The organism is Microbacterium sp. STF-2 (assembly GCF_034650155.1).
Lineage (GTDB): Bacteria > Actinomycetota > Actinomycetes > Actinomycetales > Microbacteriaceae > Microbacterium > Microbacterium maritypicum_A.
This window is the reverse complement of record NZ_JARKMW010000001.1, coordinates 2,799,183-2,824,767: the sequence shown is the minus strand read 5'-3', so window position 1 is coordinate 2,824,767 and position 25,585 is coordinate 2,799,183. Positions and strand designations below refer to the sequence as shown.

The 25,585-nt window shown below is 65.8% G+C and carries 32 protein-coding genes and 2 pseudogenes; 20 read left to right on the top strand and 14 right to left on the bottom strand.

What is annotated here, in order from left to right; translation table 11 throughout:
• Positions 1-546 precede the first annotated feature (546 nt).
• Positions 547-1,056, bottom strand: a complete 510-nt coding sequence (locus MicroSTF_RS13680; protein WP_322956290.1) for a hypothetical protein — start codon at positions 1,054-1,056, stop codon at positions 547-549.
• Positions 1,057-1,205: 149 nt separating this feature from the next.
• On the opposite strand from MicroSTF_RS13680, the gene MicroSTF_RS13675 reads away from it, so the two are divergent.
• Both MicroSTF_RS13675 and MicroSTF_RS13670 read left to right on the top strand, forming a co-directional pair.
• Positions 1,206-2,144, top strand: coding sequence for a G5 domain-containing protein (locus MicroSTF_RS13675; RefSeq protein WP_322956289.1), 939 nt, complete (start codon positions 1,206-1,208; stop codon positions 2,142-2,144).
• A 95-nt stretch (positions 2,145-2,239) separates the two neighbouring features.
• Positions 2,240-3,370, top strand: coding sequence for a GTPase family protein (locus tag MicroSTF_RS13670; RefSeq protein WP_051671069.1), 1,131 nt, complete (start codon positions 2,240-2,242; stop codon positions 3,368-3,370).
• 88 nt (positions 3,371-3,458) lie between these two features.
• On the opposite strand, the gene MicroSTF_RS13665 is transcribed toward MicroSTF_RS13670, so the two are convergent.
• On the bottom strand, positions 3,459-4,544 hold the full coding sequence (locus MicroSTF_RS13665; protein ID WP_315073832.1) for a type I restriction endonuclease: 1,086 nt from the start codon (positions 4,542-4,544) through the stop codon (positions 3,459-3,461).
• Positions 4,545-4,649: 105 nt separating this feature from the next.
• On the opposite strand from MicroSTF_RS13665, the gene MicroSTF_RS13660 reads away from it, so the two are divergent.
• Positions 4,650-5,723 carry a hypothetical protein gene (locus MicroSTF_RS13660; protein WP_240750718.1) on the top strand — a complete coding sequence of 358 codons (1,074 nt, stop codon included), beginning with the start codon at positions 4,650-4,652 and terminating at the stop codon, positions 5,721-5,723.
• Here the strand turns inward: MicroSTF_RS13660 and MicroSTF_RS13655 are convergent.
• On the bottom strand, positions 5,713-6,123 hold the full coding sequence (locus tag MicroSTF_RS13655; RefSeq protein ID WP_136025168.1) for a (deoxy)nucleoside triphosphate pyrophosphohydrolase: 411 nt from the start codon (positions 6,121-6,123) through the stop codon (positions 5,713-5,715). The genes MicroSTF_RS13660 and MicroSTF_RS13655 overlap by 11 nt on opposite strands.
• Before the next feature lie 70 nt (positions 6,124-6,193).
• Between MicroSTF_RS13655 and MicroSTF_RS13650 the strand changes: the two genes are divergently transcribed.
• The 3 genes from MicroSTF_RS13650 to MicroSTF_RS13640 are packed head-to-tail and all read left to right on the top strand — an operon-like array spanning position 6,194 to position 8,784.
• The gene (locus tag MicroSTF_RS13650; protein WP_136025167.1) at positions 6,194-6,529 is read left to right on the top strand and encodes a nucleotide pyrophosphohydrolase; all 336 of its coding nucleotides are present in this window, start codon (positions 6,194-6,196) and stop codon (positions 6,527-6,529) included.
• Complete coding sequence (locus tag MicroSTF_RS13645) at positions 6,526-8,265, top strand: DNA/RNA helicase domain-containing protein (RefSeq protein ID WP_322956285.1); 1,740 nt, start codon at positions 6,526-6,528, stop codon at positions 8,263-8,265. Before MicroSTF_RS13650 ends, MicroSTF_RS13645 begins: the two co-directional genes overlap by 4 nt.
• Before the next feature lie 48 nt (positions 8,266-8,313).
• Positions 8,314-8,784, top strand: coding sequence for a hypothetical protein (locus MicroSTF_RS13640; protein WP_136025165.1), 471 nt, complete (start codon positions 8,314-8,316; stop codon positions 8,782-8,784).
• A 57-nt stretch (positions 8,785-8,841) separates the two neighbouring features.
• On the opposite strand, the gene MicroSTF_RS13635 is transcribed toward MicroSTF_RS13640, so the two are convergent.
• The gene (locus MicroSTF_RS13635) at positions 8,842-9,456 is read right to left on the bottom strand and encodes a MerR family transcriptional regulator (RefSeq protein ID WP_322956282.1); all 615 of its coding nucleotides are present in this window, start codon (positions 9,454-9,456) and stop codon (positions 8,842-8,844) included.
• 70 nt (positions 9,457-9,526) lie between these two features.
• Here MicroSTF_RS13635 and MicroSTF_RS13630 point away from each other — a divergent pair.
• From MicroSTF_RS13630 to MicroSTF_RS13610, 5 genes and pseudogenes are all read left to right on the top strand, one after another.
• Positions 9,527-10,000: pseudogene (locus MicroSTF_RS13630) on the top strand (DUF4188 domain-containing protein); the annotation flags it as partial.
• Between the two features lie 253 nt (positions 10,001-10,253).
• Positions 10,254-10,469 carry a hypothetical protein gene (locus MicroSTF_RS13625; RefSeq protein WP_322956280.1) on the top strand — a complete coding sequence of 72 codons (216 nt, stop codon included), beginning with the start codon at positions 10,254-10,256 and terminating at the stop codon, positions 10,467-10,469.
• Positions 10,470-10,506: 37 nt separating this feature from the next.
• Entirely contained in the window at positions 10,507-10,935 is a 429-nt protein-coding gene (locus MicroSTF_RS13620) for a polynucleotide kinase (RefSeq protein ID WP_322956278.1), read from the top strand.
• 124 nt (positions 10,936-11,059) lie between these two features.
• Entirely contained in the window at positions 11,060-11,401 is a 342-nt protein-coding gene (locus MicroSTF_RS13615) for a YciI family protein (RefSeq protein ID WP_017202934.1), read from the top strand.
• Positions 11,398-12,687, top strand: coding sequence for an RNA polymerase sigma factor (locus MicroSTF_RS13610; RefSeq protein ID WP_322956275.1), 1,290 nt, complete (start codon positions 11,398-11,400; stop codon positions 12,685-12,687). The genes MicroSTF_RS13615 and MicroSTF_RS13610 overlap by 4 nt, the downstream gene beginning before the upstream one ends.
• A gap of 243 nt (positions 12,688-12,930) precedes the next feature.
• Here MicroSTF_RS13610 and MicroSTF_RS13605 read toward each other — a convergent pair whose 3' ends face one another.
• Positions 12,931-13,137, bottom strand: coding sequence for a hypothetical protein (locus MicroSTF_RS13605; RefSeq protein ID WP_322956273.1), 207 nt, complete (start codon positions 13,135-13,137; stop codon positions 12,931-12,933).
• A gap of 137 nt (positions 13,138-13,274) precedes the next feature.
• Here MicroSTF_RS13605 and MicroSTF_RS13600 point away from each other — a divergent pair, with 137 nt between their 5' ends.
• Positions 13,275-13,460, top strand: coding sequence for a hypothetical protein (locus MicroSTF_RS13600; RefSeq protein ID WP_029259420.1), 186 nt, complete (start codon positions 13,275-13,277; stop codon positions 13,458-13,460).
• Between the two features lie 156 nt (positions 13,461-13,616).
• Complete coding sequence (locus tag MicroSTF_RS13595; RefSeq protein WP_322956381.1) at positions 13,617-13,850, top strand: GNAT family N-acetyltransferase; 234 nt, start codon at positions 13,617-13,619, stop codon at positions 13,848-13,850.
• On the opposite strand, the gene MicroSTF_RS13590 is transcribed toward MicroSTF_RS13595, so the two are convergent.
• Positions 13,851-14,420, bottom strand: a complete 570-nt coding sequence (locus MicroSTF_RS13590; RefSeq protein WP_322956271.1) for a TetR/AcrR family transcriptional regulator — start codon at positions 14,418-14,420, stop codon at positions 13,851-13,853.
• Positions 14,421-14,619: 199 nt separating this feature from the next.
• Between MicroSTF_RS13590 and MicroSTF_RS13585 the strand changes: the two genes are divergently transcribed.
• The 3 genes from MicroSTF_RS13585 to MicroSTF_RS13575 all read left to right on the top strand — a co-directional run bounded on the left by MicroSTF_RS13585 (position 14,620) and on the right by MicroSTF_RS13575 (position 17,381).
• Complete coding sequence (locus MicroSTF_RS13585; protein WP_322956269.1) at positions 14,620-15,795, top strand: hypothetical protein; 1,176 nt, start codon at positions 14,620-14,622, stop codon at positions 15,793-15,795.
• Positions 15,796-15,891: 96 nt separating this feature from the next.
• On the top strand, positions 15,892-16,893 hold the full coding sequence (locus MicroSTF_RS13580; RefSeq protein WP_021200262.1) for an SDR family NAD(P)-dependent oxidoreductase: 1,002 nt from the start codon (positions 15,892-15,894) through the stop codon (positions 16,891-16,893).
• A gap of 107 nt (positions 16,894-17,000) precedes the next feature.
• Positions 17,001-17,381, top strand: a complete 381-nt coding sequence (locus MicroSTF_RS13575; RefSeq protein ID WP_322956266.1) for a VOC family protein — start codon at positions 17,001-17,003, stop codon at positions 17,379-17,381.
• Positions 17,382-17,433: 52 nt separating this feature from the next.
• On the opposite strand, the gene MicroSTF_RS13570 is transcribed toward MicroSTF_RS13575, so the two are convergent.
• Positions 17,434-18,039, bottom strand: coding sequence for a flavin reductase family protein (locus tag MicroSTF_RS13570; protein ID WP_322956265.1), 606 nt, complete (start codon positions 18,037-18,039; stop codon positions 17,434-17,436).
• 12 nt (positions 18,040-18,051) lie between these two features.
• Between MicroSTF_RS13570 and MicroSTF_RS13565 the strand changes: the two genes are divergently transcribed.
• Complete coding sequence (locus MicroSTF_RS13565; RefSeq protein WP_322956264.1) at positions 18,052-18,795, top strand: winged helix-turn-helix domain-containing protein; 744 nt, start codon at positions 18,052-18,054, stop codon at positions 18,793-18,795.
• A gap of 81 nt (positions 18,796-18,876) precedes the next feature.
• On the opposite strand, the gene MicroSTF_RS13560 is transcribed toward MicroSTF_RS13565, so the two are convergent.
• The 6 genes and pseudogenes from MicroSTF_RS13560 to MicroSTF_RS13535 all read right to left on the bottom strand — a co-directional run.
• Positions 18,877-19,251, bottom strand: a complete 375-nt coding sequence (locus tag MicroSTF_RS13560; protein ID WP_322956262.1) for an NUDIX domain-containing protein — start codon at positions 19,249-19,251, stop codon at positions 18,877-18,879.
• A gap of 37 nt (positions 19,252-19,288) precedes the next feature.
• Positions 19,289-19,447 carry a hypothetical protein gene (locus MicroSTF_RS13555; protein ID WP_021200255.1) on the bottom strand — a complete coding sequence of 53 codons (159 nt, stop codon included), beginning with the start codon at positions 19,445-19,447 and terminating at the stop codon, positions 19,289-19,291.
• Between the two features lie 35 nt (positions 19,448-19,482).
• Positions 19,483-20,253: a 3-keto-5-aminohexanoate cleavage protein gene (locus tag MicroSTF_RS13550; protein ID WP_231479837.1), complete on the bottom strand. Its 771-nt coding sequence runs from the start codon at positions 20,251-20,253 to the stop codon at positions 19,483-19,485.
• Positions 20,250-20,480 carry a DUF2188 domain-containing protein gene (locus MicroSTF_RS13545; protein ID WP_021200253.1) on the bottom strand — a complete coding sequence of 77 codons (231 nt, stop codon included), beginning with the start codon at positions 20,478-20,480 and terminating at the stop codon, positions 20,250-20,252. Before MicroSTF_RS13545 ends, MicroSTF_RS13550 begins: the two co-directional genes overlap by 4 nt.
• Before the next feature lie 96 nt (positions 20,481-20,576).
• Positions 20,577-21,773 (bottom strand): MalY/PatB family protein, encoded by a 1,197-nt coding sequence (locus MicroSTF_RS13540; RefSeq protein WP_322956259.1) that lies wholly within the window; start codon positions 21,771-21,773, stop codon positions 20,577-20,579.
• A gap of 317 nt (positions 21,774-22,090) precedes the next feature.
• Positions 22,091-22,174: pseudogene (locus MicroSTF_RS13535) on the bottom strand (VOC family protein); the annotation flags it as partial.
• Positions 22,175-22,186: 12 nt separating this feature from the next.
• On the opposite strand from MicroSTF_RS13535, the gene MicroSTF_RS13530 reads away from it, so the two are divergent.
• The 3 genes from MicroSTF_RS13530 to MicroSTF_RS13520 all read left to right on the top strand — a co-directional run bounded on the left by MicroSTF_RS13530 (position 22,187) and on the right by MicroSTF_RS13520 (position 24,950).
• Positions 22,187-22,384, top strand: coding sequence for a type II toxin-antitoxin system RelE/ParE family toxin (locus tag MicroSTF_RS13530; protein ID WP_081860126.1), 198 nt, complete (start codon positions 22,187-22,189; stop codon positions 22,382-22,384).
• Between the two features lie 80 nt (positions 22,385-22,464).
• The gene (gene purL, locus MicroSTF_RS13525) at positions 22,465-24,798 is read left to right on the top strand and encodes a phosphoribosylformylglycinamidine synthase subunit PurL (RefSeq protein WP_021200250.1); all 2,334 of its coding nucleotides are present in this window, start codon (positions 22,465-22,467) and stop codon (positions 24,796-24,798) included.
• Entirely contained in the window at positions 24,795-24,950 is a 156-nt protein-coding gene (locus MicroSTF_RS13520) for a hypothetical protein (protein ID WP_021200249.1), read from the top strand. Before purL ends, MicroSTF_RS13520 begins: the two co-directional genes overlap by 4 nt.
• A 22-nt stretch (positions 24,951-24,972) precedes the next feature.
• Here the strand turns inward: MicroSTF_RS13520 and MicroSTF_RS13515 are convergent, their stop codons facing one another.
• Positions 24,973-25,545 (bottom strand): TetR/AcrR family transcriptional regulator, encoded by a 573-nt coding sequence (locus MicroSTF_RS13515; RefSeq protein ID WP_297557040.1) that lies wholly within the window; start codon positions 25,543-25,545, stop codon positions 24,973-24,975.
• Positions 25,546-25,585: the final 40 nt, after the last annotated feature.

Below are 25,585 nucleotides of genomic sequence, written 5' to 3'. Positions count from 1 at the left end.
TGAGCCAGGATCAAACTCTCCGTAAAAAAGAAATGCATACCCCACCGGGAAAACGGTGACGCAGCGAGTTTGATGCTGACCAAAGAGACAAATTCATTGCTGACTTCATCCATTGCCAACCCCACAAGGAGGTTGGTCTTTGATCCAAAGGAATTCTCAACTAGCCGAAGCTAGACGAGGATAATTTGGCATTTGACAAGTGCACGCTGTTGAGTTCTCAAGGATCGGATGCTCCCACGACCCAGCCATCACAGCCAGGCCCGAAGGGCAACTTCTCTATCTTACCGATCTCGTTTCCGTTGTCAAGTCCGAGTTTTTCTCGGCCTGACCGTGGGAACGGATCAGCACCTTCATCCTGTTCACTCGGTGAGTGTCTGGGATTCGGGAGGTGTTAGCTGCTTGACGGGAGCCGGTCCGAGGACCTCCGCTCAACCGTTTGGGGCGAACAGGTAATAACTTACGTGGGTTCCGGGGTTCCAGCAAATCAAGCTCGACCGCCGGGCGTGTCGCGCGACTGCGCCGGCGGATCCGGATGATTCTCCTGCCTCACCCGGCGCTCAGGGGCGCGGTCGTGACGTCGACGCTGCCGAAGGGGAAGGGACTGAAGACCGTCCACGACCCGGAGGTGAATCCCTCCATGGGGATCTGGAAGAACCAGACGTGGGAGACGACGATCGCGAGGCCCACAAGCGCCGCCACTCCGATGGCTGCTCGGTTTAGTGCCTTGAGGGCAGAGGCTTCGTCGCTCGCCTTCATCACACGTCCGAGAGTGATCAGCACGATCGCGGCGATGCCGATGTAGATCAGGGGGCTGGGACGGAGCGCCAGATCGATGCACACGGGCGCCTGGTCGGTCGGCTGTCCCTCCGAGTCGATGAAGCCGCCGCTCCCGTCGAAGCCACCGGGGCAATAGCTCCTGCTGGCGACCATGACTGAGGAGTACACGAAGACAGCGAGCAGTGCTGTGACCAGGACGCGGCGGATCTCCTCGATGATCGCGATGCCAGGGAGGCCTGCGGCGGCGGCCGTTGCCGGCGTGGTCGGTGCGAGCGACATGAGGGCCTCCTTGGGGGTGGTCGTCTCATGATGGCGCAGCGGGTGGAGAGAGGAAAGAGCGCGGGTGCTGGCGCCCGCGATCGAACTCTCCCCTGCTTGCTGGAATATCGGTAGTGTTCGGCCAGAGCCTGAGCAGAAGGATGGCAAAGATGCCTGCAGCACCCCAGGGTTGGTACGCCGACCCCGAGCACCCCGCACAGCAGCAGCGCTGGTGGGACGGCACTCAATGGACGGTGCACACCGCACCCCTGGGGCAAGCGCCGACTGCGGCTGTCGCCGTGACCCCCGTCGATGCCGCTCCCGCCCAGGTGAAGTCCTCTCGGATGAAGGTCGTCCTCATAGTGGGAGCGGTGGTGCTCGCGATCCTCCTCCTCACCCGCAGCCTGGGCGTGATCATGATGCTCGCCGGGTTGGTGCTCTTCTTCGTCGCCATCTATGGGATCGTGCGTGGCTCGGCGAAGCTCTTTCGCGTGCGCTCGCGCGGAGCGGCATGGGCAGCTCTGGGGATCGCGTTCGTTCTGATGTTCGCGGGGTCCGGAGCGAACGCTGCCCTCGGCGGCCCTGGTTCGGACACCACGAGCTCAGGGTCGTCGGAGGCCAAGCCGTTCGCGTCCGCACAGACAGAGAAGCCGACCCCCTCTCCCAAGCCCACTACCTTTGAGGAGGTCGAAGAGTCGACGGTGGTTCCTTTCGAGCGGACGACGGCCGACGATCCGCAGCTCGACGTCGGACAGACCGCCATCACGACAGTCGGTGTCGACGGAACCAAGGTCACCACCTACCGCGTGACGTACGTCGATGGTGTGGAAGTGTCGCGCGAAGTCCTCGGCGAGGTCGTCACCGTCGCGCCGGTGAATGAAGTCACGTCGAACGGGACACGACAGCCTGCTCCCGCACCCGTGCCTCTGGTGCAGCCCGCCGCCGAGTGCCACTCGAGCTATGCCGGGGTGTGCGTGCCGATCGCGTCGGATGTGGACTGCGCGGGTGGGAGCGGGAACGGGCCGGCGTATGTGCACGGGCCGCTGCAGGTGGTCGGGCCGGATGTGTACGACCTCGACCGCGACGGTGACGGGATCGCCTGCGCCTGAGACAGGGCCTGCGCTACCACCTCTCGATACGCTAGTCCCCAGCGAGGGGCGCGACGCCTCGGGGACCGGGGCTACGACCTCAGAGGGAGTGCGCAATGACGGGAGAGACCTTCTCTGAAGACGAGTTCCGCAGTCAGTGGAAAGAGCAGGCGGACGAGATCGGCCGCTTCAACCTCGCCATCTTCGGCAAGACGGGTGTCGGGAAGTCGACGCTGATCAACGCGATCTTCGGCGAGGAGGTCGCTCCCACCGGCGTCGGCGAGCCCGTGACGATGGACGAGCATCTCTACATCCATCGTTCCGGCTTCCTGGGCCTGCTCGACACCCGTGGTCTCGAGATCGGCAAGGACACCGATGAGCTGATCCGCGAACTCGGCGACTACCTGAAGAAGATGCGCCAACGGCCGCTCTCCGAGCAGATCCACGTCGCCTGGTACTGCGTCCGGGCGACCGACCGAAGGTTCGAAGACACCGAAGCAGAGTTCATCCGCCGGCTCCACGACCTCGGCCTGCCCGTCGTCGCCGTCCTGACGCAGGTGCCGTCGCGGAACGGCGAGTATCACGCCGACGCTCTGACCCTGGCGGATCACATCGCGGGGCTCGATCTGCCGATCGTGGGAGGCCGTCCGATCCTGGTGATGTCGACGGCGGATGAGTTCACCGGCCAGGTTCAGCACGGGCTCACGGAGCTCGTGGATGCCACGTTTCGCGCTGCTCCCGAGGGTGTTGAAGCAGCGTTCGCAGCCGCCCAGAAAGTCGATCTGGCAAGAAAGCGCAAGCAAGCTCAAACAGCTGTCCGCGCGGCTGCCACGGCGGCGTTGACGGTCGGAGCTATTCCGATCCCCGTTGCGGACGCCGGTGTGCTCATCCCCATTCAGCTCGGGATGATGGCCAGGGTCGCGGCGATCTACGGCGTCAGAGTCGAGACCGCCACGATCGCAGCGACCGCGGCAACAGTCGCCGTCTCGGCGGCAGGACGAAGCGCCGTCGCCGGCCTCCTGAAGTTCATCCCCGGAGCGGGAACCATTATCGGCGGTGCGATCTCGGGCACCGTCGCCAGCACCTTCACCCTGGCGATCGGATACGCATGGGCAGTGGTCTGCGGTGAGCTCACGCAGGGTCGACTGCGAGGTGTCGACGGCGCGCTCGACAGCAACCTGGTGCGCGAGCTGTTCCAGACGCAGGTCGGCGTGTGGTTCAAGAAGGTGAGTGGCGGGCGGGGCTGACGAGGGTTTCGAGGCCGATCCCCACCGCGGAGCAAGCGGAATCCGCTAACTTCCACTCCCAACCGATGCGCTGCTACCGCCTGTCGCATTAGTCCTTGTAGCGACGGACTGCCTCGCGAATCCCGTCGGCGTGCGCGTAGATCTCATCAAGCTCTTCGATCGCGTGGCGCGTCTCGACCTTGTCCTCATCCAACAGCCCCAGGTACTTCTGCTTTCCATTGAAGTGAAGACGCGCTACAGGCTTCCGGTTGTTGTCATCGAGCAGCACGGCGAAGTAGCTCTTCGCGTCGCGGTGCGTGACGCGCTGCGGCTTGACCTCGCCACAGGCGATCGCCTTCACGATCTGATAACCCTCGAGCTCCTCAAGAGTGGTCTCGATTTCCGTGTCGCGGTCGAGGTCTGCTTCCGCGACCTCTGCACTCGTCGCAGGAGACGGGTCCGATGTGTGGGTGATTCCGCTCACGCCGAGGGCAGTCTTCAGGCGATCATTCACGCGCTCGTTCAGGAACTGGTGGGCCGCCTTGCCGACCAGCCCCGTGAACTGCTGCCGCACTTTCTGCGTGTACGAACCGTCGTAGACACGCGTTGCGAAAAACTTGATCCACTCGTCAGTCGGCTCGCGGAACTGGCTCGCGATCTCTCGCTTCAGAGCACCAATGTACTTGAGCTCCTCCGCCGCACTGATGATCGAGTCGAGGTCGAAACTCTCCTTGCTCAGCTTCTGGAGTTCTGGGATCAGAGTCTCGTCGATGTCGAGCAGGTCGAGGACAAGGAACGGTTTTGCATCCATGCGATTCGGAGCATCGAGGTCTGTGTAGAAGTGCCAGACAACACCGTTCGTCAGAACTGCGATGCGCGCATTCGTGACGGCGAAGTAGCGGAAGAGCTGCGAAGCGTGCTCGATCTTGAGGGATCCCATCGATGGCTTGCACTCGATGAGGATTTGAACCTCGCTGTCGCGCATGATGGCGTAGTCAATCTTCTCGCCCTTCTTGGTCCCGACGTCGGCCGTGAACTCGGGAACGACCTCCAGCGGGTCGAAGACGTCGTAGCCAAGAATCGTCGAGATGAACGGCATGACGAAAGCGTTCTTCGTCGCCTCCTCGGTCCCGATCGCCGTCGCCTGGTTCTTCACCTTCGTTGCGAGGGAATCGAGACGCTCTGAAAACTCCACCGTTACTCCGCTCTTCGTTGAACACGCTTTAATCCAGACGATAGCGGACCTCGGAGCGAAGCGTCGACGAAGCGGCATATCGATATGCTGCGTCGCGTGAGCACCATGACGCCGGCCCGACTCTCGCTCGAACTGAATGTCAACCAGAAGCGCATTCGCGACTTCCTCCGCGAGCAGTACGGCAGGCTGCCCGAAGGCGCCGCTCGATGGGAACTCGAGGACAGTCAGGCTGACGCTGTGCGGACTCGGTTCGCTCGGCAGCTCCGAGCCCCCGATCCGACGCTCTGGACACTAGAGGTCGGCGACACCGTGCTACGACGAGAGATCCACGCCGCTTACGGGGGCCAGGAACAGGGTGGGATCATCACCCCAAGGTCCATTCCCGACATCCTCGTCATCACGAGCCCCGAGAGCGGAGCGAGGCACGGGTATGACGCGTTTGAAGGACTGCAGGAGGACGGCTCCTTTCTCTACACGGGCGAGGGTCAGCGCGGTCCTCAAACGTTCGCGCGTGGGAACACCGCGCTTCGAGACGCGGCCAAGAGTGGGCGCCCTATCCGCCTAATGACGAAGCAAGGCGCCTACGTCACCTATGTGGGGGAGTTCACGACAGGCGAGCCAGCGTTCAGCATTGAGACGATTCCGGACTCGGACGGGAATCTTCGCGAAGGAATCATCTTCAAGCTCGTGCCGGTTGACGCCGATGTGGAAGCACTCGATGCGCCTTCCACGCCCCTTACGGAAAGTGCACAGGCCTCGTCCTGGACGCCTCCCGAATCGTCGTCGTACGCCGTCGGAGCACCGCTGATCCCTGGTGAGCGCGTCGTCTCCCGAATCGAGTTTGAGTTGCAGAAGGACTTCGGGCAGTGGATCGAGTCCCGTGGTGAGACTCCTCAGCGCCTTCGCCTGAGCTCCGCAGGAGCCACGATCGAGCCGGATCTCTATGTCTCGGAGTCTGGCTGGGTCGTCGAAGCGAAGAAATCGCCTGCTCGCGAATATGTCCGCACCGCGATTGGGCAGGTCCTCGACTATTCGCTACTCGCTCGGGAATCCGGCAGGCCCGCGGTTCCCGTCGTCTTACTTCCCAGTCGACCGATCGCACATCTCGAGGCCTTGTTATCCGAGTTGGGAATTCTCCTGATCGTCCGCGGCGACGAGGGCTTCTTGGTCATCGAGTAGGCGATCCGGCCGCAACTTCCGCGACAGATGGCAGGTCCGGGGCGGCCCAATCGAGATCCGGCAGATCGCTACGACGAACCCAGCGCAGTTCATCATGATCGAGGCTCTGGGTCGGTGGCTCTCCGAGCAACCTGGCTCGAAAACAAATGAGGCGGATGGTGCTTTCGCCGACCACTGTGTCATCCGTTCGAAGCGGGGCGGTGACCTCGATTGAGGTGCTGAGCTCTTCGCGTATCTCTCGCACCAAAGCCTCGCTGTGCGTCTCACCCTTTTCGAGTTTGCCGCCGGGGAACTCCCATTTCCCTCCAGCGGCCTTCTCCGGTCGGCGGCGGCAGGCAAGGATCTTGTCTTCATGCTCGATGACTGCTGCAACGACCTCGATAACGCGGCTCTCGCTCATGGATGCCTCCGTGAGCACGCTAACAGGGAGTGTCTTCGGGCGCTCTCCCCGACCCTGCTAGCGTCGCATCATGCCGTCGCCGCAGACTCTCGCCGCCCTTCGCGCCTTCGTCGCCGAACGGGACTGGGACCAGTTCCACTCGCCGGAGAACCTCGCCAAGAGCATCTCGATCGAGGCGGGCGAGCTCCTCGAGTGCTTCCAGTGGTCCGCTGACCTCGACCAAGAACAGGTAGAGGCGGAGCTCGCGGATGTTGTCACCTACTGCATCCACCTCGCGAACAAGATCGGCGTCGACCTCGACGAAATCGTCATGAAGAAGTTGGAGTCGACGAAGGCGAAGTACCCCGTGGAGCTGGCCAAAGGCCGCATGACGAAGTACACCAAGCTCTCCGAGGCACCGGAATGACAGATTTCAGCATCCAGCGCCTTCCTTTCCGCCGTGACGCTGTTGATAGGTGGGCGCGGGACGATACCCGGCACACCAATTGGCCGGTCGTCTACGTGATCGAAGGCGACCCGCAGCGTAGTTCGCCGGGGCTCTATGTCGGTGAGACCGTGAGCGCCGCCACTCGGATGCGTCAGCACCTCGCCGGCTCGAAGAAGAATGAGTCCCTCGAATCGATCCGCGTCGTCGTCGATCACACGTTCAACAAGTCCGTCTGTCTCGACCTTGAATCGCATCTCATTCGCTGGGTCTCGGGCGACGGCCAGTACCGCATCCTCAATGGCAACGACGGTCTGACAGATGCTCAGTACTACGACCGCGCCCTCTACCGCGAGTCGTTCCGCGACGTCTTTGAAGCGCTGCGAGCAGAGGGGCTCTTCTCGCGGAGCATCCCCCAGATCGAGAACTCCGATCTCTTCAAGCTCTCGCCGTTCAAAGCTTTGACAGACGATCAGGGCATCGCGATCATGGACATCCTGGAGGGACTGCTCGAAGATCTTCAGAACCCGGGCGCTCGATCAACGCTCGTTGTCCAGGGCAACCCGGGAACAGGGAAGACGATCATCGCGATCTTCCTGATGAAGCTGCTCGCCGACATCCGCGACTATCAAGACCGTGACGACGTCGAGCCTGACTCCATGTTCTCGGAGTTCTTCGTCCCCGAGAATCGCGAGCTGCTCAAGACACTTCGCATGGCGCTCGTGATTCCGCAGCAGTCCTTGCGGGAGTCGGTGAAGAAGGTCTTCAAGAAGACGCCCAAGCTTGATGCTGCGATGGTGATGTCACCGTTCCAACTCGGTGAATCGGACGAGGCGTATGACCTCGTTCTCGTTGACGAGACCCACCGACTCGGGCAGCGCGCCAATCAGGCGTCGGGCGTGCAGAACAAGAAGTTCCGCGAGATCAATGAAGCTCTGTTCGGAAGCGATGATCCTCGCTACACCCAGCTCGATTGGATCAAGGCTCGGAGCAAGCATCAGCTCCTGCTTGTCGATGGTGAGCAGAGCGTGCGGCCTCATGATCTCTCTCCGGCGGCGCTCAACGCCGAAATCAGTGGGGCCAAGGATGCACATCGCTTTTTCCGCCTCACGACCCAGATGCGCGTGCAGGCTGGCGCAGACTATGTCGAGTTCGTACGCGCGCTACTGCGGGATGAAGCACCTTCACTCCCCGACCTCGGCGAGTATGAACTCCGCCTCTTCGACGATCTCGGAGACATGCGCGATGCCATCCGACGGAAGGATGCTGAGGTCGGTCTTTCCCGCCTCGTCGCAGGCTACGCGTGGGACTGGGTTTCGAGGAAGAACTCGGACGCATTCGACATCGAGCTGGACGGTGAGCGTCTGCGGTGGAACGGCACGGATAAGGACTGGATCAACTCGAACGGGTCGCTCGAAGAGGTCGGCTCGATCCACACCGTTCAGGGCTACGACCTGAACTACGCCGGGGTCATCATCGGGCCTGACCTCCGCCTCGACCCGGCAACCGGTCAGATCGTCGCTGATCGCGAGAGCTATCGCGACAAGAAGGGCAAGGAGAACACCGGGCACCTGAAGGATGCGTTCGGGGACGATGATCTGTTGACGTTCATCCGGAACATCTATGGCGTGCTGCTAACGCGTGGGATGCGCGGAACCTACGTCTATGTGTGTGACTTGCCGCTTCGAGCACTCATCCGAGGCATTCTCGAGCGGTAGTTCGACAAATGCGCTGACAGAGGACGCAGTGTCTGCCAGGGTATCGGCATGTGGGACTCTTTCTTTCCAGACGTCGTAGTTGCTTTCGTCGGCGCCCTGCTCACGGTGCTGATCGCCCTCGTTACCTACATGCTCAAAATTCGCCTCGATGAGAAGCGGGCGATTCAGTCGCTGATTGATGAGCTTCATCGTCGGCGAGCGATCGCCGAAGGGCCCGAACCAGTGATACGAGGGGCTGAAGAGCTCCCTGATTTCGTCAGGGCCAACGCAAGTGTGGTTTCGATGCGGACGGAGATCCGTTCCACTCGAGACCGGGTTCGGCAGGTGGATTCGCTCCAGGGACCGCTCTCGGAGATGACTCGCGCGTGCAACCGATACCTGGAGCTCAGCGCTGCGTCGCCGGACTTCTATGCGCGCTACCTCGGCGATCTAAGACGCGAGTTGACGCCGTTGGTCAGCCAGCTCGCAGGCAGCAGGAGGGGAATCGTGGCGCACCAGCCCGGCGGCGGAGCCTTCTGACAGTCGCGCCGTCACACCGCTGGTCAGTGATCAAGATTGGTTCGCGAGGCCCATCGATCACGCGGCCTGATCACCGAACCGCTCCCCCGAACTCACCTGCTGCGCCACCCGCCGCAACGCCAGCAACAACGGTTCCACCAACACCGACCCCAGCACCACGTACCGCACCGCCGCTTCCGCAGACTCCTCCGGCACCCCGACGATCTCCGCATCCGCAATCCGCCGCATGCTCGCGAGATACTCCGCCATCGCCGCATCCGGCACGGTGAACCCGACCCGCTCCAACCCCTGCAGTGCTCGCGCGACCGCGTGCAGCACCGCCTCGTCGCACATCCCCGGCTTCCACCCGAGCCCTGCCACGAGAGCCTCAGCGTCCGTCAAGTCCAGAGACTCATCCACCGGCGGAGTGATCGCCGCATGCGCCGTCCCGAGCAGATCATGCGCACTCTCCGGCGGATCGTCCAGCGCCCCCAGCACCCGCCGCGTCTCGGCGATGCTCACGCCCGCGTCAAGGAGCGCCCGGATCACCCGCAACCGCTCCACGTGCTTCTCGCCGTACGCGGCCTGAGTCGCGGACGACCTCTCCCCCTCGGGTAGCAGTCCCTCGCGCAGGTAGTACTTGATCGTCGGCACGGTCACGCCGGTCTGGGCTGACAGTTCGGAAATTCTCATGGCCACCTCTTGACTTCGATAGTAGCGCTATCCATTATGGATAGTGACACTATCCAACCAAGGAGTCATCATGTCGAAAGTCATCACGGGCCGCATGACCCACCGCCACGAGGGCGAGCTCGTCGTGTTCCACATCGGGATGCAGATCAACCACTGGTGGCGCCCCGACCTGTGGATGCCGGCCTTCTTCGCCATGCCGGGGATGCTGCGCGAACTCAGCGCCGACCCCGACTCTGGCATGCTCGGCTACCACCTGCTCTTCGGCTCGGGCGGACCCTACGTCGTGCAGTACTGGTCATCCGTCGACAAGCTCTACGCCTACGCGTCCAGCCCGAACCAGCAGCACCGCCCCGCCTGGACCGCCTTCAACCGCGCAGCCCGCAAGGCTCCGGGAGCGGTGGGCGTCTGGCACGAGACCTTCCGCGTCGACACCGCCGAGAGCGTCTACGTCTCGACGAAGCCGATGGGGCTGCCGAAGGCCACCGAGCTCGTGCCCGTCGGTAAGCGTCATGACCGGGCCCAGGCACGGTTCGCGGATGGGCGACGGATGCAGCGAAGCCTCTCGCCTCACCCCCTTCCCCCTGACCCGCGCCCCATACACCTGAGCGCACCTGGCAACCCCGCTTCCGCCGCGCCCTCCGCCGGACCGGTCGAAGCCAGACGGCGTGCGCAGCAGGAGTAACGTCTTACACGACGGCGGGGATGGTCGGTGAAGGAGCAGTGATGAAGATCGCAGAACTCAGAGATCAGCCGAGAACGGGCACAGCCGGCCAGCACACAGCGAACGAGACGGTCTCGTGACGGCTGAACACGCCCGCGGCACGTCGCGCGAGCGAGCCACCGTCGTGGCGATGATCCTCATCAGCGCCGCGCTCCCGGTGGTCGCCAACCTGCCGGTGTTCCAGAACCTGGTGTGGGTCTTCTGGCTCGCAGCCCTCGTCCTCATCGTCGGTGCGTCGGCGTTGCTCGTGAGCGTCACCCGGCGTGAACGACGACGTTCCGACGAGTCCTGAACCTCGTCACCACCGAAGAAACCACTACCCTCACACCATGCTCACCGATCGCCCGCGCGCCTGGATCTTCGACGTCGACGGCACCCTCGCCCTCATCGGCGACCGCTCGCCGTACGACATGCGCAAGGTGTCGATCGACACCCCGAACCACCCTGTCGTGGTCGCCACCCAAGCCTTCGCCGCGCACCCCGACGTCGACGCACTCATCGTCGTCTCGGGTCGAGATGAGACCGCCCGCCGCGCCACCGAGGCGTGGCTGACGTTCAACGAGATCCCTTTCGACCGCCTCCTACTCCGCCGCACCGGCGACCAGCGCGCCGACGACATCGTCAAGGCCGAGATCTACGACGCCCACATCGAACCGCACTTCACCGTGATCGGCGTGGTCGACGACCGCCGCAGCGTGGTCGAGATGTGGCGGTCTCGCGGACTGGTCTGCTTCCAGGTGGCCGAAGGGGACTTCTGAGGTTCATCCGTCGGAGTTCAGTGCCGTCGACACGATCCATCATTTTCCGGTTCTGTGTCCTGCGGGCTCGTGGTCGTCCGTCGTCTGGGTAAGTGGATGTAGAAAGACCTTGAGGAGAACACACATGCGCTACGTACTTTTCATCTGCACAGACCCGACCGCTGAGCCCTATGTCGAAGCCGAGGACAACGCCGGGGAGTGGGTGGCGTCGCTGCAGGACAGCGGCTCCTACGTCTTGGGCGACCGCCTGCGTCCTGTCGAAGACGCCACGACCGTGCGCGTCAGAGCCGGCGAGCGGATCGTGGCCGACGGACCGTTCACCGAGAGCCGCGAATGGATCGCCGGGTTCGACGTGATCGACGCCGACGACCTCGACGCCGCGATCGAGATCGCCGCCGCGCACCCGATGGCCCGGTTCGGCCTGGTGGAGGTGCGACCCGTGTGGCCGCTCGGGTCGACGATGTGACCACACCGGAGGAGCCAGCGAGCACGCTTTCGGATGCCATGGCCGCCGTCCGGCACGTGGCATCGATCGAGTACGGCCGTGTGGTCGCGAGCGTGATCGGCACAGTCCACGACTGGACTCTCGCCGAAGACGCCGTGCAAGACGCACTGGCTCGAGCCGTCGAGCGGTGGCCAGGCGGCGGGGTTCCGGCGAACCCCGCCGCCTGGGTCACGACCGTCGCCCGCCGACGCGCGATCGACCTCGTGCGGCACGCAGACGCCGAGCGCCGGGCGGTGGCCCGCCTGGAGCACGAGCCGCACGATGGCACCGACGCCCACGAGGCCGACGACGCATTCCCACATGGGGACGAGCGGCTGAAGCTGATTTTCACCGCCTGTCACCCCGCGTTGACCCTGGAAGCCCGCGCGGCGCTGACGCTCCGCACCGTCTTGAACGTGCCGATCGAACAGCTCGCCGGGATCTTCGCCGTCGCCCCCGCGACGATGGAGAAGAGACTCGTGCGGGCTCGGGCCAAGATCGCGCACGCGAACATCCCGTACCGCGTTCCGGACGCCGCGCAGCTCGACAGCCGGAGCGCGAGCGTCTGCGAGGTCCTGTCCGCCCTGTTCACCATCGGCTATTCCGATCCGACGCTCCAGCCCGATCCCGGCGCCGAGGCCATTCGACTTGCTCGGCTGTGCCGACAGCTGCTCCCCTCGGATTCCCCGGCTCGACTCGAGTTCACGGGGCTTCTCTCCCTCCTTCTTCTTCAGCACTCCCGCCGCGCGGCACGCACGACACCCGACGGATTGTCCGTGCCGTTCGACGAGCAGGACCGCGGACTGTGGGATGTCTCCGAGATCGAGGAGGGGCTGCGACTTCTCGACGACGCCGTCGAGAAGGCAGCACGGACGGGCATCCACGGCGGGCGGCACCTCATCCGCGCCACCGCCGCGGCCGAGTACGTCCGCCCCGCCCCGGGGATGGAGATCGACCACGCCCGCATCGCGGACATCTACGGGGTGCTGGAGCAGGTGGATGCATCGCCGTTCGTTCGCCTGAACCGTGCGGTCGCCGTCGCGAACGCGGGACGACCGCACGAAGCCCTCGCGCTGGCGGAGGCGCTCGAGAGCTCGCTGGGAGGACACCACCTCTACTCAGCAGTGCGGGGAGATCTCCTGCAGCGCCTCAAGCGCGTCGAAGAAGCGAGCTCAGCGTTTCGCGATGCCGCACGCGCCGCCCCGACAGAACGCGAGCGGCTGTCATACTTCCAGCACGCTGACGACATCGCGTCGGCATCGACCTAGCCTGCGCCCCTCCGGCTCCCTGAGGGCTTTGATTGTGAGCCAGTGCGTGCGTGCGGCTGCGAAGATCGGGCCGACTCACGGCGCATCGCGCCGAAAGCAACACCTCGAATATATTGCTTTCGTCTTCATCTGTGGCCTTGTATGGGACAGGCGGGGGTCAATTCTAACGTCCAGGAGGAGCCATCGTGAGGCATCATCGAACCAGCGCATTAGTCGCCCTCGCTGCGATCAGCATCATGCCGTTCACAGCAGCCTCCGCGGCCAGCGCGGTGGGTCGACACCTACAGCGGAGGACCTGTAGATGAGGAACGAACCTCGAACCTGGTTCGGCGTGATCACGGAACCCGGCCACCAGCTGACGATGACAGTCGCGATGGGGTTGCTGATCGTGGCGTCCACGGTACTGTCCGTCCGCTTCCCCGAGATCGGCTCCTGGCTCTTCGTTGCCACGGGACTCCTTGCCGCCACGTGGTACGCCCACATGATGAATCGGTGGCGAGCTGCGCGAAGCAACACAGAAGCTGTTCCTCCGACAGAGTGATTCACTGACCGGAGGAGCGATTGTGAAGCAACGAACGAGACGAGCAATGGCCAGCATGGGATTCGTCGGTGCCGCCGTCATCGTCCTCGCCATTGTCATGGCGATTGCCGAGGGCTACATCTCAGACGCGGAGCACACGACGGGAAACCTCGCACCTGCTGCCCTGACTGGTCTGCTTGGCGCGTGTCTCATGCTCGTCGGGTTTGGGAGCATTCTGTTCCGAAAAGAGTGACCAAGAGCCTACAGCTCTGCTCATTCGGCCTCGCTACCAGTCAGGGTGGCGGGGCCATCGCCTGTCAGCACACCGTTCGCGGCGCGGCAATCCGCCCCGAATCGGGCTACGGTACCGAGATGGACGAGCCGCCCCTGACCATCGACGGCACCTTCCCTGACCGGGCTCCGCGGGCACGTCGAAGACGTCGTGGTCGACGAGGCGGCACGCGGTCGCGGCATCGCGCGACTCCTCCTGGAGCGCATGACCCAGCTCGCGCAAGAGCGAGGACTGCGGACGCTCGATCTCACATCCCGCCCATCCCGAGAATCCGCACTGCGGCTCTACGAGTCCGTCGGGTTCCGCAGGCGTGAGACCAACGTGCTTCGGTTCACCCCGGCCACGGACTAGTTACGCCGCAATCCCCCGCAGCAACCGCACCACCGTCTCCTCCACGCGTTCCGTACTCAACGGCTGCCCGATCAGCGCAGAATACGACGCCATCGCGATGAACTGATCCGCGATCGCGGCCGCATCCACGTCCGCCCGCACGTCCCCGTCGGCACGCCCGCGCGACACACGTTCGGCCACCCACTCACGGATCGGCGCCGCCAGCCGCTCGTTCAACACCAACCCCAGCTGGGGATCGGCCGCGGTCACCTCGATCAGCGCCCGCGCCAGCGCCACGCCCTCGGGGCGAGCCAGTCCGGCACTCATCGCCGAGAACCACGCCCGCAGATCCGCTCCGAGGTCTGCCGTCATCGGCACCGACACCTCGGCTCCCGGCAGCGCCCCCTCGAGCAGCGCCTCTCCGAGGATCGCGGCCTTCGACGGCCACCACCGGTAGATCGTCTGCTTCGAGACCTCCGCTTCGGCGGCCAGACCCTCGATCGTCACGGCCTCGTACCCGTCTGCGGCGAGCGCACGCCGCATCGCGTCCAGCACGGACTGGCGGGCTTTCTCACTTCGAGGACGGGGCACCTTTCGAGCGTAAGGCGCGGGCGTCGTCGGTGCGAACGAGACCTCCGCGCTCTACTGCTACTGTCCGAGCCATGGGCTGCACCTATGGAACCTCTCCCGCACGCGTCTCGGCTATCCGACTCGGACGTCTCGCGTGAGGGCGCCCAGCACGCTGACAGCGTTTGGTCTCGCCGATAAGGCCCAGCCGGGAGAAGCGCTGGTGTGGTCCACGCCGACCGGACGCGGAGTCCGTCGAGTGGCTGTCGGCGTCGATGTGGGACGTAGCGCGGAACTCGGACGCCTCGTCGCGCAGGCCGCGCCTGCGATCCTCGTGCTGACCCACGACGACCTCGACCACATAGACGGCTGGAGGGGTTTCGCGCCGCTCGGACTCGCGATCCTGCAAGAGCTCTGGATCCCCTACGAATGGGCGGCACTCCTCGATTCCTACGATGCGTTGAGCCGCGGGCGCTCACGAGTGGACCCCGAAATCGACATTCACGGCATGGCCGAGCGACTGCGCTCTGACTTCGCGCCGGCGCGGCGATTCCCCGCCGAAAGCACCCCCTGGAGCCGCGCACCCGAAGACGATGGGGCCTCAGAGGACATCGACGAGGGGCAACTCGCCCGAGCTATCTGGCGGATCAGCCGAGACATGAACGAGTTCGCGAAGAGGCAGGATCCCCTGGTCCCTCCCGAGTTCGCCGAGGGGGAACCCGAGAAGATCGCCGGCCGGGTCAAAGCGAGCGTCGACAACCTCGGAACGATACTCAGTGATGCGACCTCGCACGGGGTGACTATTCGGCTGTTCTCGGGCGATCACGTCCCCGGTGCCGACGCGTACTACCCGTGGATGGAGAGCGCCGGCCATTACTTGGTCTCCATCGCCAACGCCATCGAGGTCGAGCCCATCCAGTTCTCCACCCCTTCCATCGCCGACGTCGCATTCCGGGCCCTCGCGACGATCCAGAACCAACGGGCGCTCTGCCCTGTGCTGTGGCATCACGGCTGGCTGGAAGGCGGCGCGATCGTGTGGAGCGACAGCACCGGGGCGTGGGTGGACCGCACGCCGGGGATCGGCCATCTCCTCAACCTCGTCAGCATCTCGACCGCGCCTCACCACGGCTCGGACAAGCGGCATCACGAACCGGCGTGGGAAGCACTCGCGCCTTTCCTCCGTCGGACCGACACTGTCATGGTGTGCGCAGGGGGTCAGTGGAATCAGGGTGTCGCTGCGCCGTACGTCGACCATCCCGCGTCGCGTCGGGCATGCACACGGTGCCGACACGTGTCGGCTGCGCAACAGCGAGCCGTTCCCGGGAGGTCACGCACCGTCTCCGTGGTGACCGATGGCCGGAACACACGCCTCGTCGTGGGCGACCAATGTCCGTCGTGAGCTGACCGATCCGCAGTACACCCCCAGGCGTACACTGGAACATAAGTAGACGCACCGTTGCGAAACCTGCACGGGACCCGAACAAGGAGAAAGAGCATGGCCCTCACCGCACACTCCACCATCGGCGACTGGATGAACGACCCGACCGGCGGGCCTCTCATCCGCGGACTCTTCGAGAAGACGGGCGCCGACCCCGAGCTCCTCACCCCCGTGCTCGGACTCCCCCTGCAGCAGCTCGTCGCGATGAGCCAGGGCCAGCTTCCCCAGTCGGTCGTGGACGACCTCGTGCGCGCGGCCAACGGCGGCGAGATCCCCGAAGACGACGCCTCCGAGGGTTGGACCGAGAAGCCCACGTCCGGCCGCTTCGCCGGCAAGACCGTGATCGTGACGGGCGCCGCCTCCGGTATCGGCAAGGCCACCGCCTCCCGCATCGCCCGGGAAGGCGGACGCGTGATCGCCAGCGACATCGCCGCCGAGAAGCTCGACGCCCTGAAGTCCGAGCTTCCGGATGCGGACATCGTCACGGTCGCGGGCGACCTCACGAAGCAGGATGCGATCGACGCCGTCCTCGCCGCCGCGGGCGACCGCATCGACGGCCTCGCGAACGTCGCCGGCATCAACGATGACTTCTCCCCCGCGGGCGAGACCCCGGATGCCGTCTGGGACCGCGTCATCGCGATCAACCTGACCGCTCCGTTCAAGCTCATGCGCGCGGTCATCCCCGTCATGGAGGCGGCCGGGCGCGGCGCGATCCTCAACGTCTCGAGCGAGGCGGGCCTGCGCGGCAACGCCTCGGGCAACGCCTACACGGCCAGCAAGCACGGCATCATCGGCGTCACCAAGTCGGCGGCCTTCATGTACGGGCCGAAGGGCATCCGCGTGAACTCCGTCGCCCCGGGCGGCGTCGCCACCGGCATCCCGATGCCCCCGCACATGTCCGAATACGGCTCGGGCCGCCTGGCCCCGTTCCAGCAGGCCATCCCGACCGTGGCGACAGCCGAGCACCTGGCGGCATCGATCACGTTCCTGCTGTCGGACGACGCCGTGAACATCAACGGCGCCATCCTCGCCTCGGACGGCGGATGGTCGGTGCAGTAAGCCCGCACCCGCGAGATCAACGCCCCGCCGACCCGAACGGCGGGGCGTTTCTCGTATCAGACATCTCCCGATAGCCGCGTCCGCACCCTCCACCTACACTCGACGTCATGCTGAAGCTCGTGTCGGTCGTGATCCGCGTGAACGACCTCCCTGCGCAGTCCGCGTTCTGGAAGGCAGCCCTGGACTACGTCGAACGCGATCCGGCCGAAGACGACTGGGTCGTGTTGAAGCCGCGCGACGCCGACGCTCCCTGCATCGCCCTCGACGCCCACCACTCCGAGCGCATACTGCCTCCGCGCATCCACCTCGACATCTACGCGGCGGACCAGAGCGCCGAAGTGCGACGGCTCCTCGACCTGGGCGCACGCGAGGTGCACTGGGACGGCCGCCCGGCCGACGCCGACTACGTGATCATGGAAGATCCCGAAGGCAACCGCTTCTGCATCGTCGACCGGCCCGACTGGGCGGGCTGGGGCGGCAGACGTTGAATCGGGCCTCGGGCCATCCGCGCGACCTGTCGCACATTCCGGACCGAACGATTCACTGTTCCGCGCGAAAGCTGACCCCGACCCTCTCGCCTTGCGAGAAGTAGTGCCGGAACGTGTAATACACCGGGTTCCAGGCGTCCAGGTCGATGTGCGAGGTTCCCGGCACCGTCAGCGCCTGATGCACGTGCGTGCGCAGGACCTTCGCGTGGACGATGGTGGCGTCTCCGTCCTCACCCAACGGCGTCATGTTCGTGACCCGGGCCTCCATCTGAACGGGGCATTCGGCGATCCGCGGGGGCAGAACCACCCCGCTCGGCCGTGGAGTGAATCTGCCGAGCGTCCACTTGTCCGGCTCATACCTGTACTTCTCCCGCTTGTGGCGCGGGACTTCGGCAACCCCGGTGGTGTCGGCGATCCTCTCGATCGACTCCCACAGCGCGGCGTCGGGCAGGTTGATGACCAGCTCACCGTTCTCGCGGAGATTGCGCATCGCCCGGCCCGAATTGCTCAACCCCAAGACATAGGTGTCATCCAGAGCCCAGGCCGAGGAGATGGGAGTGATGTTCGCTGCTTCGTCTCCCGGCATCAGCGTGCTGAGCAGGGCGACGGGAGTCCCGAAGTAGAACACGGAGGGTTCGATTGCCAGAGTCGGGTTCATGAGGTCCAGTCTGTGGCGGGAACGTTTCGGGCTGGACCGAACAATGCCGGCGATAAAGTTCTTGCGATGAAAGGAACGAGTAGTCCGGAACTGGCGGCGACGGCCGCCGTCTTCGCCAACGACGCCCGCGCGTCGATGCTGCTCCTGATGCTCGATGGAAGGGCATGGACGCTCACTGAACTGTCCAAGACCGCCGACATCGCTCGGTCGTCAGCGAGCGAGCACGCCGACAGGCTGCTGGACGCCGGGCTGGTCGAGGAGATGCGGCAGGGACGGCACCGCTACCTCCGGCTCGCCGGCACCCCCGCCGCTGAACTGATCGAGTCGCTCGCAGCATTCTCCGGTCGCGTCCGGCCTGCCAAGCAGTCACTCGACGCCCAACACCGCGACCACACCATCAGGGAGGCTCGTACCTGTTACCGCCACCTCGCGGGCAGACTCGGCGTCGCACTCACCGACGGTATGCACGCGAAGGGCTTGATCGAGTCAGATTTCTCACTCACCCCGCCGGGACTAGCCTGGCTGACGTCGCTCGGTATCGACCTGCCGAAGCATCCGAAGCGCACTCTCACCCGTCCGTGCCTCGACTGGACCGAACGCCGCGAACACCTGGCCGGGCTCGCCGCAGACATGCTCCTCGCGACGTTCAAGAAGAAGGCATGGATCGAACACGTTCCATCCAGCACCCGCGCGGTGCGGCTCACCGCCGCGGGACGGGAAGGTCTCGCGGACCTGCTTCCGACAGACCGCTTCTGACGGCACGCCCTAGTCGGCCCCGGCCAACATCCGGTCGACCCAGAGCGGATGCGGCAGCTCTGCGACTTCGGCGCGGGTGAATCATCCGACCTCGACGACCTCGTCTTGATCGGGCACAGGCGGATCGAGCAGTTCGCACGCGAACGCAGTCGACACGTACGACACGCGATCCCCGTTCGGATACGTCACGACGAGCGATTCGCCACCGAAGGCGCCGACGATCCCCGTGACGCGGATGCGGGCGCCGATCTCCTCCTGCACCTCTCGGGCGATCGCCTCGTCCGGATCCTCCCCCGGCTCGACCCCACCACCGATCAGACCCCATTGCTCCGAACCCGCCGCGCGCGCGAGAAGGAAGCGATCGCCCTCGCGGATCACCGCGGTCACGCCCGGCAGCAGCAGAAGATCATGACCGATCCGCGCGCGGATGGACTGGACGTAGTCGGAGAACGGCATGGCGGGAGTCTAGGTGGCGGTGCTCGACGCTCTCCGGTCACACCTGACCGGGCCGCCCGTCTCTCGCCATCGCCTGACGGTGCGATGTCAGCGCCGCGCGCACGGCCGAATAGATCACCAGCCAGGAGACGAGGATCCCGATGAGGATGTACGCGAGGTTCATGAGGATGAAGGGTACGAGCGAGTCGGAGAACATCGCCCCAGGATGCCGCACCCCGTGCACCTGCCCGGTCAGACTCCCCGCATCCGCGCCACGGCCGCCCGCACCAGCGCGGCGTTCCCGGGCGCGGGCGCACCGTCGGGGAGCAGCAGAGTGTCTTCCAACCCGATGCGCGAGGCCAGCCCGAGCTCGACAGCGAGGTCGAACACGGGCCACGTCGAGCCCTCTTCGCCGTGGAGCAGGATCGGCAGGTCGGGCTCTTCGAGCTCGACGTGCGCGATCATCCCCTCGGCGTGGTCGCGCAGCAGCTCGGTCGGTTCATCGGGAAGCTCGATCAGCACCCGTAGGCACTCACCTCTCACCGGCGAACGCTTCCACACCTCGAAACCGGCCGCGTCCCACAGACCGGCCTCGACCGCGACTCCACGCTTCAGCAGCAGGGCGGCCACATCGTCGGCACCGGCCTCGTGCCAATTGACCGATGCGTGATCGGGCAGCTCCGTCCACGACTCGATCGCGGTGAGACGACGCGCGACATCGGGCTCGGCCCACGCCCCCGTGGTCACGCCGACCGGCACACCGGGAATCGCGGTCCGCACTGCCCGCACCCACCGCGCGACATCGTCGGCGGTGAGACTGTCACGACCCGCCGCATCCTTCGGGTGCACGTGCACCTCCTGCGCTCCCGCAGCCACCGCACGCGCGGCGTCGTCGGCCACGACCGAGGCATCCGCGCTCAGCCACGGGTGCTCGACCGCATCACGGGCGCCGTTGACACATACCTGCAACTGCATCCGACGCGCAGACCGGGCAGGAGGGTCGGAGTCCGACACCACCGTCATCGACCGATCAGCTCGCGGGGGTGCAGGTCGTACGCGGAGGAGTCGGCCGACGGGCCCTCTTCCGTCCGCACCGTGTGCTCGACCTGACGTGCGACCGCCGCGCTGCGACCGACCTTGACCGCCTCGGCTTCGCTCTCGAAACTGCTCCCCAACGTCTGCGATTCCCCTTCGATGCGGTTGAACCAGATGCCGTTGCGGTGGAACGTCTCGATGTCGCCTGCAGCCATGGCGGGATCCCTTCTCTCGTATCCCTTTCTACGTGAGACCACCGACACGACAGAGGGGCTTGACAGCATCCACGGCGCCGCCCGAGCACCCCCGGCTCAGACCCTGAGACCCGCCCGGCGCACGGCATCACCCATCGCCACGAACGCCTCTTCGAGGATCGGACGCGGTGTCGCGAAGACCACCCGAACATGACCCTCGGCGCCACGCCCGAGCAGCCGCCCCTCGGTCAGCACGACCCCGGCCCGCTCACGAAAGAACTCGGCCGGCGGCTCAGGGATCCCCAGCGTGGAGGTGTCGATCCACCCGATGTACGTCGCCTCGGGCACGCGATACACAGCCCCGGGAAGATGCTCGTCCACCAGCCGCGCGAGCTCGTGCCGCGATCCGTCGAGGTACGCGATCACCTCCGTCAGCCACGGCTTTCCCGCCCGATACGCCGCCGTCGAGGCCACCACGCCGAGGGTCGCCGCGCCATGCTGCACCGCGAACCCGAACCGCTTGTACAGCTGCTGGTCGGCATCGTTCGAGGTGATCAGCTGCGCGGTCTTCAGCCCCGGGATGTTCCACGCCTTCGAGGCACTCGTGCCCGTCACCGTGTGCGCGGCCGTCGCCGCCGACACCGACGCGTAGGGCACGAACGGCGCACCGTCGTAACGCAGCGGCGCGTGGATCTCGTCCGCGAAAACCCGCCCGCCGTGCCGCTCGACGATCTCGGCGATCGCCTCCAGCTCCTCACGTCCGACGATCGTGCCGGTCGGATTGTGCGGATTGCAGAGCACGAGCGTCCGCGCCCCTGCAGCGAACGCCTCGTCGATGCGCTGCAGATCGTGCTGCCAGCGCCCGTCGATCTCGACGCCGGGGATCTCGATCACCGGATGCCCGATCGCCGGCAGGTATGTCAGGAACGGCATGTACGCCGGAGTCGGCACGATCACGGGCGACCCCGCGGGCGCATACTCCTGCACCGCGACACCGAGCGCCGCCATCACGTCCGAGACCGGATGCACACGCTCGGGGTCGACCGCCCAGCCGTACTCATCCTGCATCCACTCGGCCGTCGCCTCCCCCAGCTCCGCGGCCTGCGGAGGGGAGAGGTAGCCGAGATTCTCGTCGTCGATCGCGCGATGCAGTGCCTCGGCGATCTCGGGAGTGACCCCGAAATCCATCTCCGCCACCCACGCCCCGATGCGACCGGGATGCAGACTCCACTTGCGACTCTGCGGCCGATCGAGGAAGAGACGGGTGCGCGCATCGAAGGGATGCGACGGTTGCGAGGAACGGTCCGTGGTCATGATCTGGGTGCCCGCCGGCTCAGCCGACGGCGTCGATACAGGACGCGTGCAGGACGCGGATCTCGGACACGGGGACTCCATTCGCAACGGCTCCGACCAATCTACGGACACCGCTGCGCCGTCGCATTTCGCGTTTCCATCCGTGACGCGATTCCGGGCCCCGCCGAGGGACGGCCAGCCGACGGGGACCCGGCCGGGGCGTGAACAACTCCGGAGACTCGCCCCGCAGGTGGCTCGAATCCCCTCCCAGAGTCGAATCTGCAGAACTTCTCCTGAGTTGTGCACGCGACTCCCGGGACAGCGCCCGGAACCGAGGCTCAACCGGCGACGTCGAGCACCCAGGTCACGCCGAAGCGGTCGGTGAGCATGCCGAAGCCGGACGACCACGCCGACGCGGCCAACTCCAGCACGCGATGAGTCGGCTCGCTGCGCACCCCTCGCTCGGGTCGGCGCGCTGCGAAGTGGTGACGGAGATTCCCGAGATCCGCGCCTTCCCTCTTCGGAACCACCCGTACCTCGTCTTCTACACCGACGACCCTGATGCTGTACGAGTGCACCGCGTGCTTCACACGCGGAGAGACATCGCCGCCGTCCTCATCGACCGACTCTGACTCCGCATCCCGCGGAAGAGCGGCCCCACCCACGCCGGTAGACTGGACCTGCCCCGCCGGCCCCTTCCTTTGGAGTGCGCGTGACCACCGCCCCTGCACCTTCCCACCAGCACGTCCCCGACTCCGTCGAGAACGCGATCGCGACGCCCGAGAAGGAGCAGCCGTACGCGGCCCTCGGACTCAAGCCCGACGAGTACGCGCGCATCAAGGAGATCCTCGGACGCCGCCCCACCTCGGGCGAGCTGGCGATGTACTCCGTCATGTGGAGCGAGCACTGCTCCTACAAGTCGTCGAAGAACTACCTGCGCCGCTTCGGCCAGAAGGTCAGCGACGAGATGAAGGAACGCCTGATGGTGGGCATGGGTCAGAACGCGGGCGTCGTCGACGTCGGCGAGGGCTGGGCCGTCACCTTCAAGGCCGAGTCGCACAACCACCCGTCGTTCATCGAGCCCTTCCAGGGTGCGGCGACCGGCGTCGGCGGCATCGTCCGCGACATCATCTCGATGGGCGCCCGCCCGGTCGCGGTCATGGACGCCCTGCGCTTCGGTGCAGTCGACCACCCCGACACCGCCCGCGTCGTGCACGGCGTGACCAGCGGCATCAGCTTCTACGGCAACTGCCTGGGACTCCCGAACATCGGCGGCGAGACGGTCTTCGACGCCGTCTACCAGGCCAACCCGCTCGTGAACGCCCTCGCGGTGGGCGTGCTGCGTCATGAAGACCTCAAGCTCGCGAACGCGACCGGCGTCGGCAACAAGGTCGTCCTGTTCGGTGCGCGCACGGGTGGCGACGGCATCGGCGGCGCGAGCATCCTCGCGTCCGACTCCTTCGACTCGACCGGCCCGACCAAGCGCCCCGCGGTGCAGGTGGGCGACCCGTTCGCCGAGAAGGTGCTCATCGAGTGCTGCCTCGAGCTGTACCGCGGCGAGCTCGTCGAAGCGATCCAGGACCTCGGTGCCGCCGGCATCTCGTGCGCGACCAGCGAGCTCGCGGCCAACGGCAACAGCGGCATGAAGGTCTCGCTCGACAACGTGCTGCTGCGCGACCCCACGCTCACGGCCGAGGAGATCCTCATGTCGGAGTCGCAGGAGCGCATGATGGCGATCGTCGCGCCCGAGAAGCTCGATGCCTTCCTCGAGGTCGTGAACAAGTGGGAGGTCGAGACCTCCGTGCTCGGCGAGGTCACCGGTGACGGACGCCTCATCATCGACTGGCAGGGCGAGCGCATCGTCGACGTCGACCCCTCGACGGTCGCGGTCGACGGCCCCGTCTACGACCGCCCGGTCGCCTACCCGACGTGGATCGACGCCCTCCAGGCGGATGCCGCCGAGAACCTGCCCCGCGCGACCGACCCGGAGACGCTGCGCGAGCAGTTCCTGAACCTCGTCGCCTCGCCGAACCTCGCAGACACGAGCTGGATCACCAACCAGTACGACTACTACGTGCTCGGCAACACGGCCCTCTCGTTCCCCGACGACGCCGGCATGATCCGCGTCGACGAGGAATCGGGTCTCGGCTTCGCGGTCTCGACCGATGCCAACGGCCGCTACTGCCAGCTCGACCCGTACGCGGGCGCACAGCTGGCCCTGGCCGAGGCGTACCGCAACGTCGCCGTCACCGGCGCCGTGCCGACCGCGATCACCGACTGCCTGAACTTCGGCTCTCCCGAGAACCCCGAGGTCATGTGGCAGTTCGGCCAGACGGTCGACGGCCTGGCCGACGGCTGCTACGAGCTGGGCACCCCGGTCACCGGCGGCAACGTCTCGTTCTACAACCAGACCGGCGACGTGCCGATCCACCCGACCCCACTGGTCGGCGTGCTCGGCATCATCGACGACGTCTCGCGCCGCATCCCCTCCGGATGGCAGGACGAGGGCCAGAACATCTACCTGCTCGGCACCACCTCGACCGAGCTCTCCGGCTCGGCATGGGCAGAGGTCGTGCACCAGCACCTGGGCGGTCTGCCCCCGAAGGTCGACCTCGCGGGCGAGAAGCGCCTCGCCGGTCTGCTGTCGGCAGCCCGCGACGAATGGCTGATCTCCTCGGCGCACGACCTCTCCGAGGGAGGCCTCGCGCAGGCGCTCGCCGAGGGCGTCATGCGCTTCGGCGTCGGAGCTCGCGTCTGGTTGAACGAGATCATCGAGCGCGACGGAGTGGACGCCGCAACCGCCCTGTTCTCCGAGTCGACCGGCCGCGTGATCGTGACGGTGCCCCGTGAGGATGACGTGAAGTTCCGCGGCCTCTGCGAAGGACGCGACTACCCGGTGATGCGCATCGGCGTGACCGACAGCGAGGGCGCGAAGCTCGAGGTGCAGGGCGTCTTCACCGTGTCGGCCGCCGAGCTGCGTGAGCGCTCGCAGGCCACCCTCCCGTCGTACTTCGGCCCGACCGTCACGGAGCAGGTCAGCGCATGAGCGAGGTCAGCCGCCAGAACCCGAACGACGAGGACTACGGCGACCTCGGCGAGAAGCGCAACCGGCGCATCCGCATCGTCGCCTGGACCGTCATCATCGCGCTCATCCTCGGCGGTGGCGGCGCGACCGTGCTGACCCTGCTCCTCGGCTGAGACACGGGACAGCACCTGCCGCTCAGCGTGTGAAGAGGTACCTCGTCAGCTCGATGATCCCGTCGGGTCCGTGGCTCTCCCGTCCGAGCGACTCCACGATGATCGCGCCGAGGATCGCCCGACCGATCTGCGCGATCGGTGCATCTTCCGGCAGCTGACCGTCGCGGATCCCGCCCCTCAAGCGCTCAGACAGGTGCTGCTCGACGCCCAGGCTTCCACCGAGGTGCGCACCGACCGCAGCATCTTCGGCGGCAGCCGCGACCAGCGACTGCAGCAGGGCCTGACCCTGCGTGCTCGCGAGGATCGTGAAGACCGACTGCAACCACGTCTCGACGTCGGCGAACAGGTCGCCCGTGTCGGGCACGATGAAGTCCACCGGGATGAGACGTCCGTCCACGAGACAGTCGGCGATCAGCGCACCGCGCGACGGCCACCAGCGGTAGATCGTCTGCTTGCCGACCCCGGCTTCCTTCGCGATGCCCTCGATCGTGAGCCGGTCGTACCCCTGCGCATGGAACAGTCGGGAGGTCGCATCGAGGATCGCCTCGCGCGCCGCCGTGCTGCGCACGGGCCCGCTCCGGTGCTCGTTGACCATGGATTCAGGATAGCCACAGATCTCTAGACGAGACGTGCCG

Bases quoted from the DNA above. Each gene is read 5' to 3' on its own strand.
- MicroSTF_RS13680 (WP_322956290.1), bottom strand. From the start codon at position 1,056: ATGTCGCTCGCACCGACCACGCCGGCAACGGCCGCCGCCGCAGGCCTC.
- MicroSTF_RS13675 (WP_322956289.1), top strand. From the start codon at position 1,206: ATGCCTGCAGCACCCCAGGGTTGGTACGCCGACCCCGAGCACCCCGCA.
- MicroSTF_RS13670 (WP_051671069.1), top strand. From the start codon at position 2,240: ATGACGGGAGAGACCTTCTCTGAAGACGAGTTCCGCAGTCAGTGGAAA.
- MicroSTF_RS13660 (WP_240750718.1), top strand. From the start codon at position 4,650: ATGACGCCGGCCCGACTCTCGCTCGAACTGAATGTCAACCAGAAGCGC.
- MicroSTF_RS13655 (WP_136025168.1), bottom strand. From the start codon at position 6,123: ATGAGCGAGAGCCGCGTTATCGAGGTCGTTGCAGCAGTCATCGAGCAT.
- MicroSTF_RS13650 (WP_136025167.1), top strand. From the start codon at position 6,194: ATGCCGTCGCCGCAGACTCTCGCCGCCCTTCGCGCCTTCGTCGCCGAA.
- MicroSTF_RS13645 (WP_322956285.1), top strand. From the start codon at position 6,526: ATGACAGATTTCAGCATCCAGCGCCTTCCTTTCCGCCGTGACGCTGTT.
- MicroSTF_RS13640 (WP_136025165.1), top strand. From the start codon at position 8,314: ATGTGGGACTCTTTCTTTCCAGACGTCGTAGTTGCTTTCGTCGGCGCC.
- MicroSTF_RS13635 (WP_322956282.1), bottom strand. From the start codon at position 9,456: ATGAGAATTTCCGAACTGTCAGCCCAGACCGGCGTGACCGTGCCGACG.
- MicroSTF_RS13620 (WP_322956278.1), top strand. From the start codon at position 10,507: ATGCTCACCGATCGCCCGCGCGCCTGGATCTTCGACGTCGACGGCACC.
- MicroSTF_RS13615 (WP_017202934.1), top strand. From the start codon at position 11,060: ATGCGCTACGTACTTTTCATCTGCACAGACCCGACCGCTGAGCCCTAT.
- MicroSTF_RS13600 (WP_029259420.1), top strand. From the start codon at position 13,275: ATGGCCAGCATGGGATTCGTCGGTGCCGCCGTCATCGTCCTCGCCATT.
- MicroSTF_RS13580 (WP_021200262.1), top strand. From the start codon at position 15,892: ATGGCCCTCACCGCACACTCCACCATCGGCGACTGGATGAACGACCCG.
- MicroSTF_RS13575 (WP_322956266.1), top strand. From the start codon at position 17,001: ATGCTGAAGCTCGTGTCGGTCGTGATCCGCGTGAACGACCTCCCTGCG.
- MicroSTF_RS13570 (WP_322956265.1), bottom strand. From the start codon at position 18,039: ATGAACCCGACTCTGGCAATCGAACCCTCCGTGTTCTACTTCGGGACT.
- MicroSTF_RS13560 (WP_322956262.1), bottom strand. From the start codon at position 19,251: ATGCCGTTCTCCGACTACGTCCAGTCCATCCGCGCGCGGATCGGTCAT.
- MicroSTF_RS13555 (WP_021200255.1), bottom strand. From the start codon at position 19,447: ATGTTCTCCGACTCGCTCGTACCCTTCATCCTCATGAACCTCGCGTAC.
- MicroSTF_RS13550 (WP_231479837.1), bottom strand. From the start codon at position 20,253: ATGACGGTGGTGTCGGACTCCGACCCTCCTGCCCGGTCTGCGCGTCGG.
- MicroSTF_RS13545 (WP_021200253.1), bottom strand. From the start codon at position 20,480: ATGGCTGCAGGCGACATCGAGACGTTCCACCGCAACGGCATCTGGTTC.
- MicroSTF_RS13540 (WP_322956259.1), bottom strand. From the start codon at position 21,773: ATGACCACGGACCGTTCCTCGCAACCGTCGCATCCCTTCGATGCGCGC.
- MicroSTF_RS13530 (WP_081860126.1), top strand. From the start codon at position 22,187: ATGAGTCGGCTCGCTGCGCACCCCTCGCTCGGGTCGGCGCGCTGCGAA.
- MicroSTF_RS13520 (WP_021200249.1), top strand. From the start codon at position 24,795: ATGAGCGAGGTCAGCCGCCAGAACCCGAACGACGAGGACTACGGCGAC.
- MicroSTF_RS13515 (WP_297557040.1), bottom strand. From the start codon at position 25,545: ATGGTCAACGAGCACCGGAGCGGGCCCGTGCGCAGCACGGCGGCGCGC.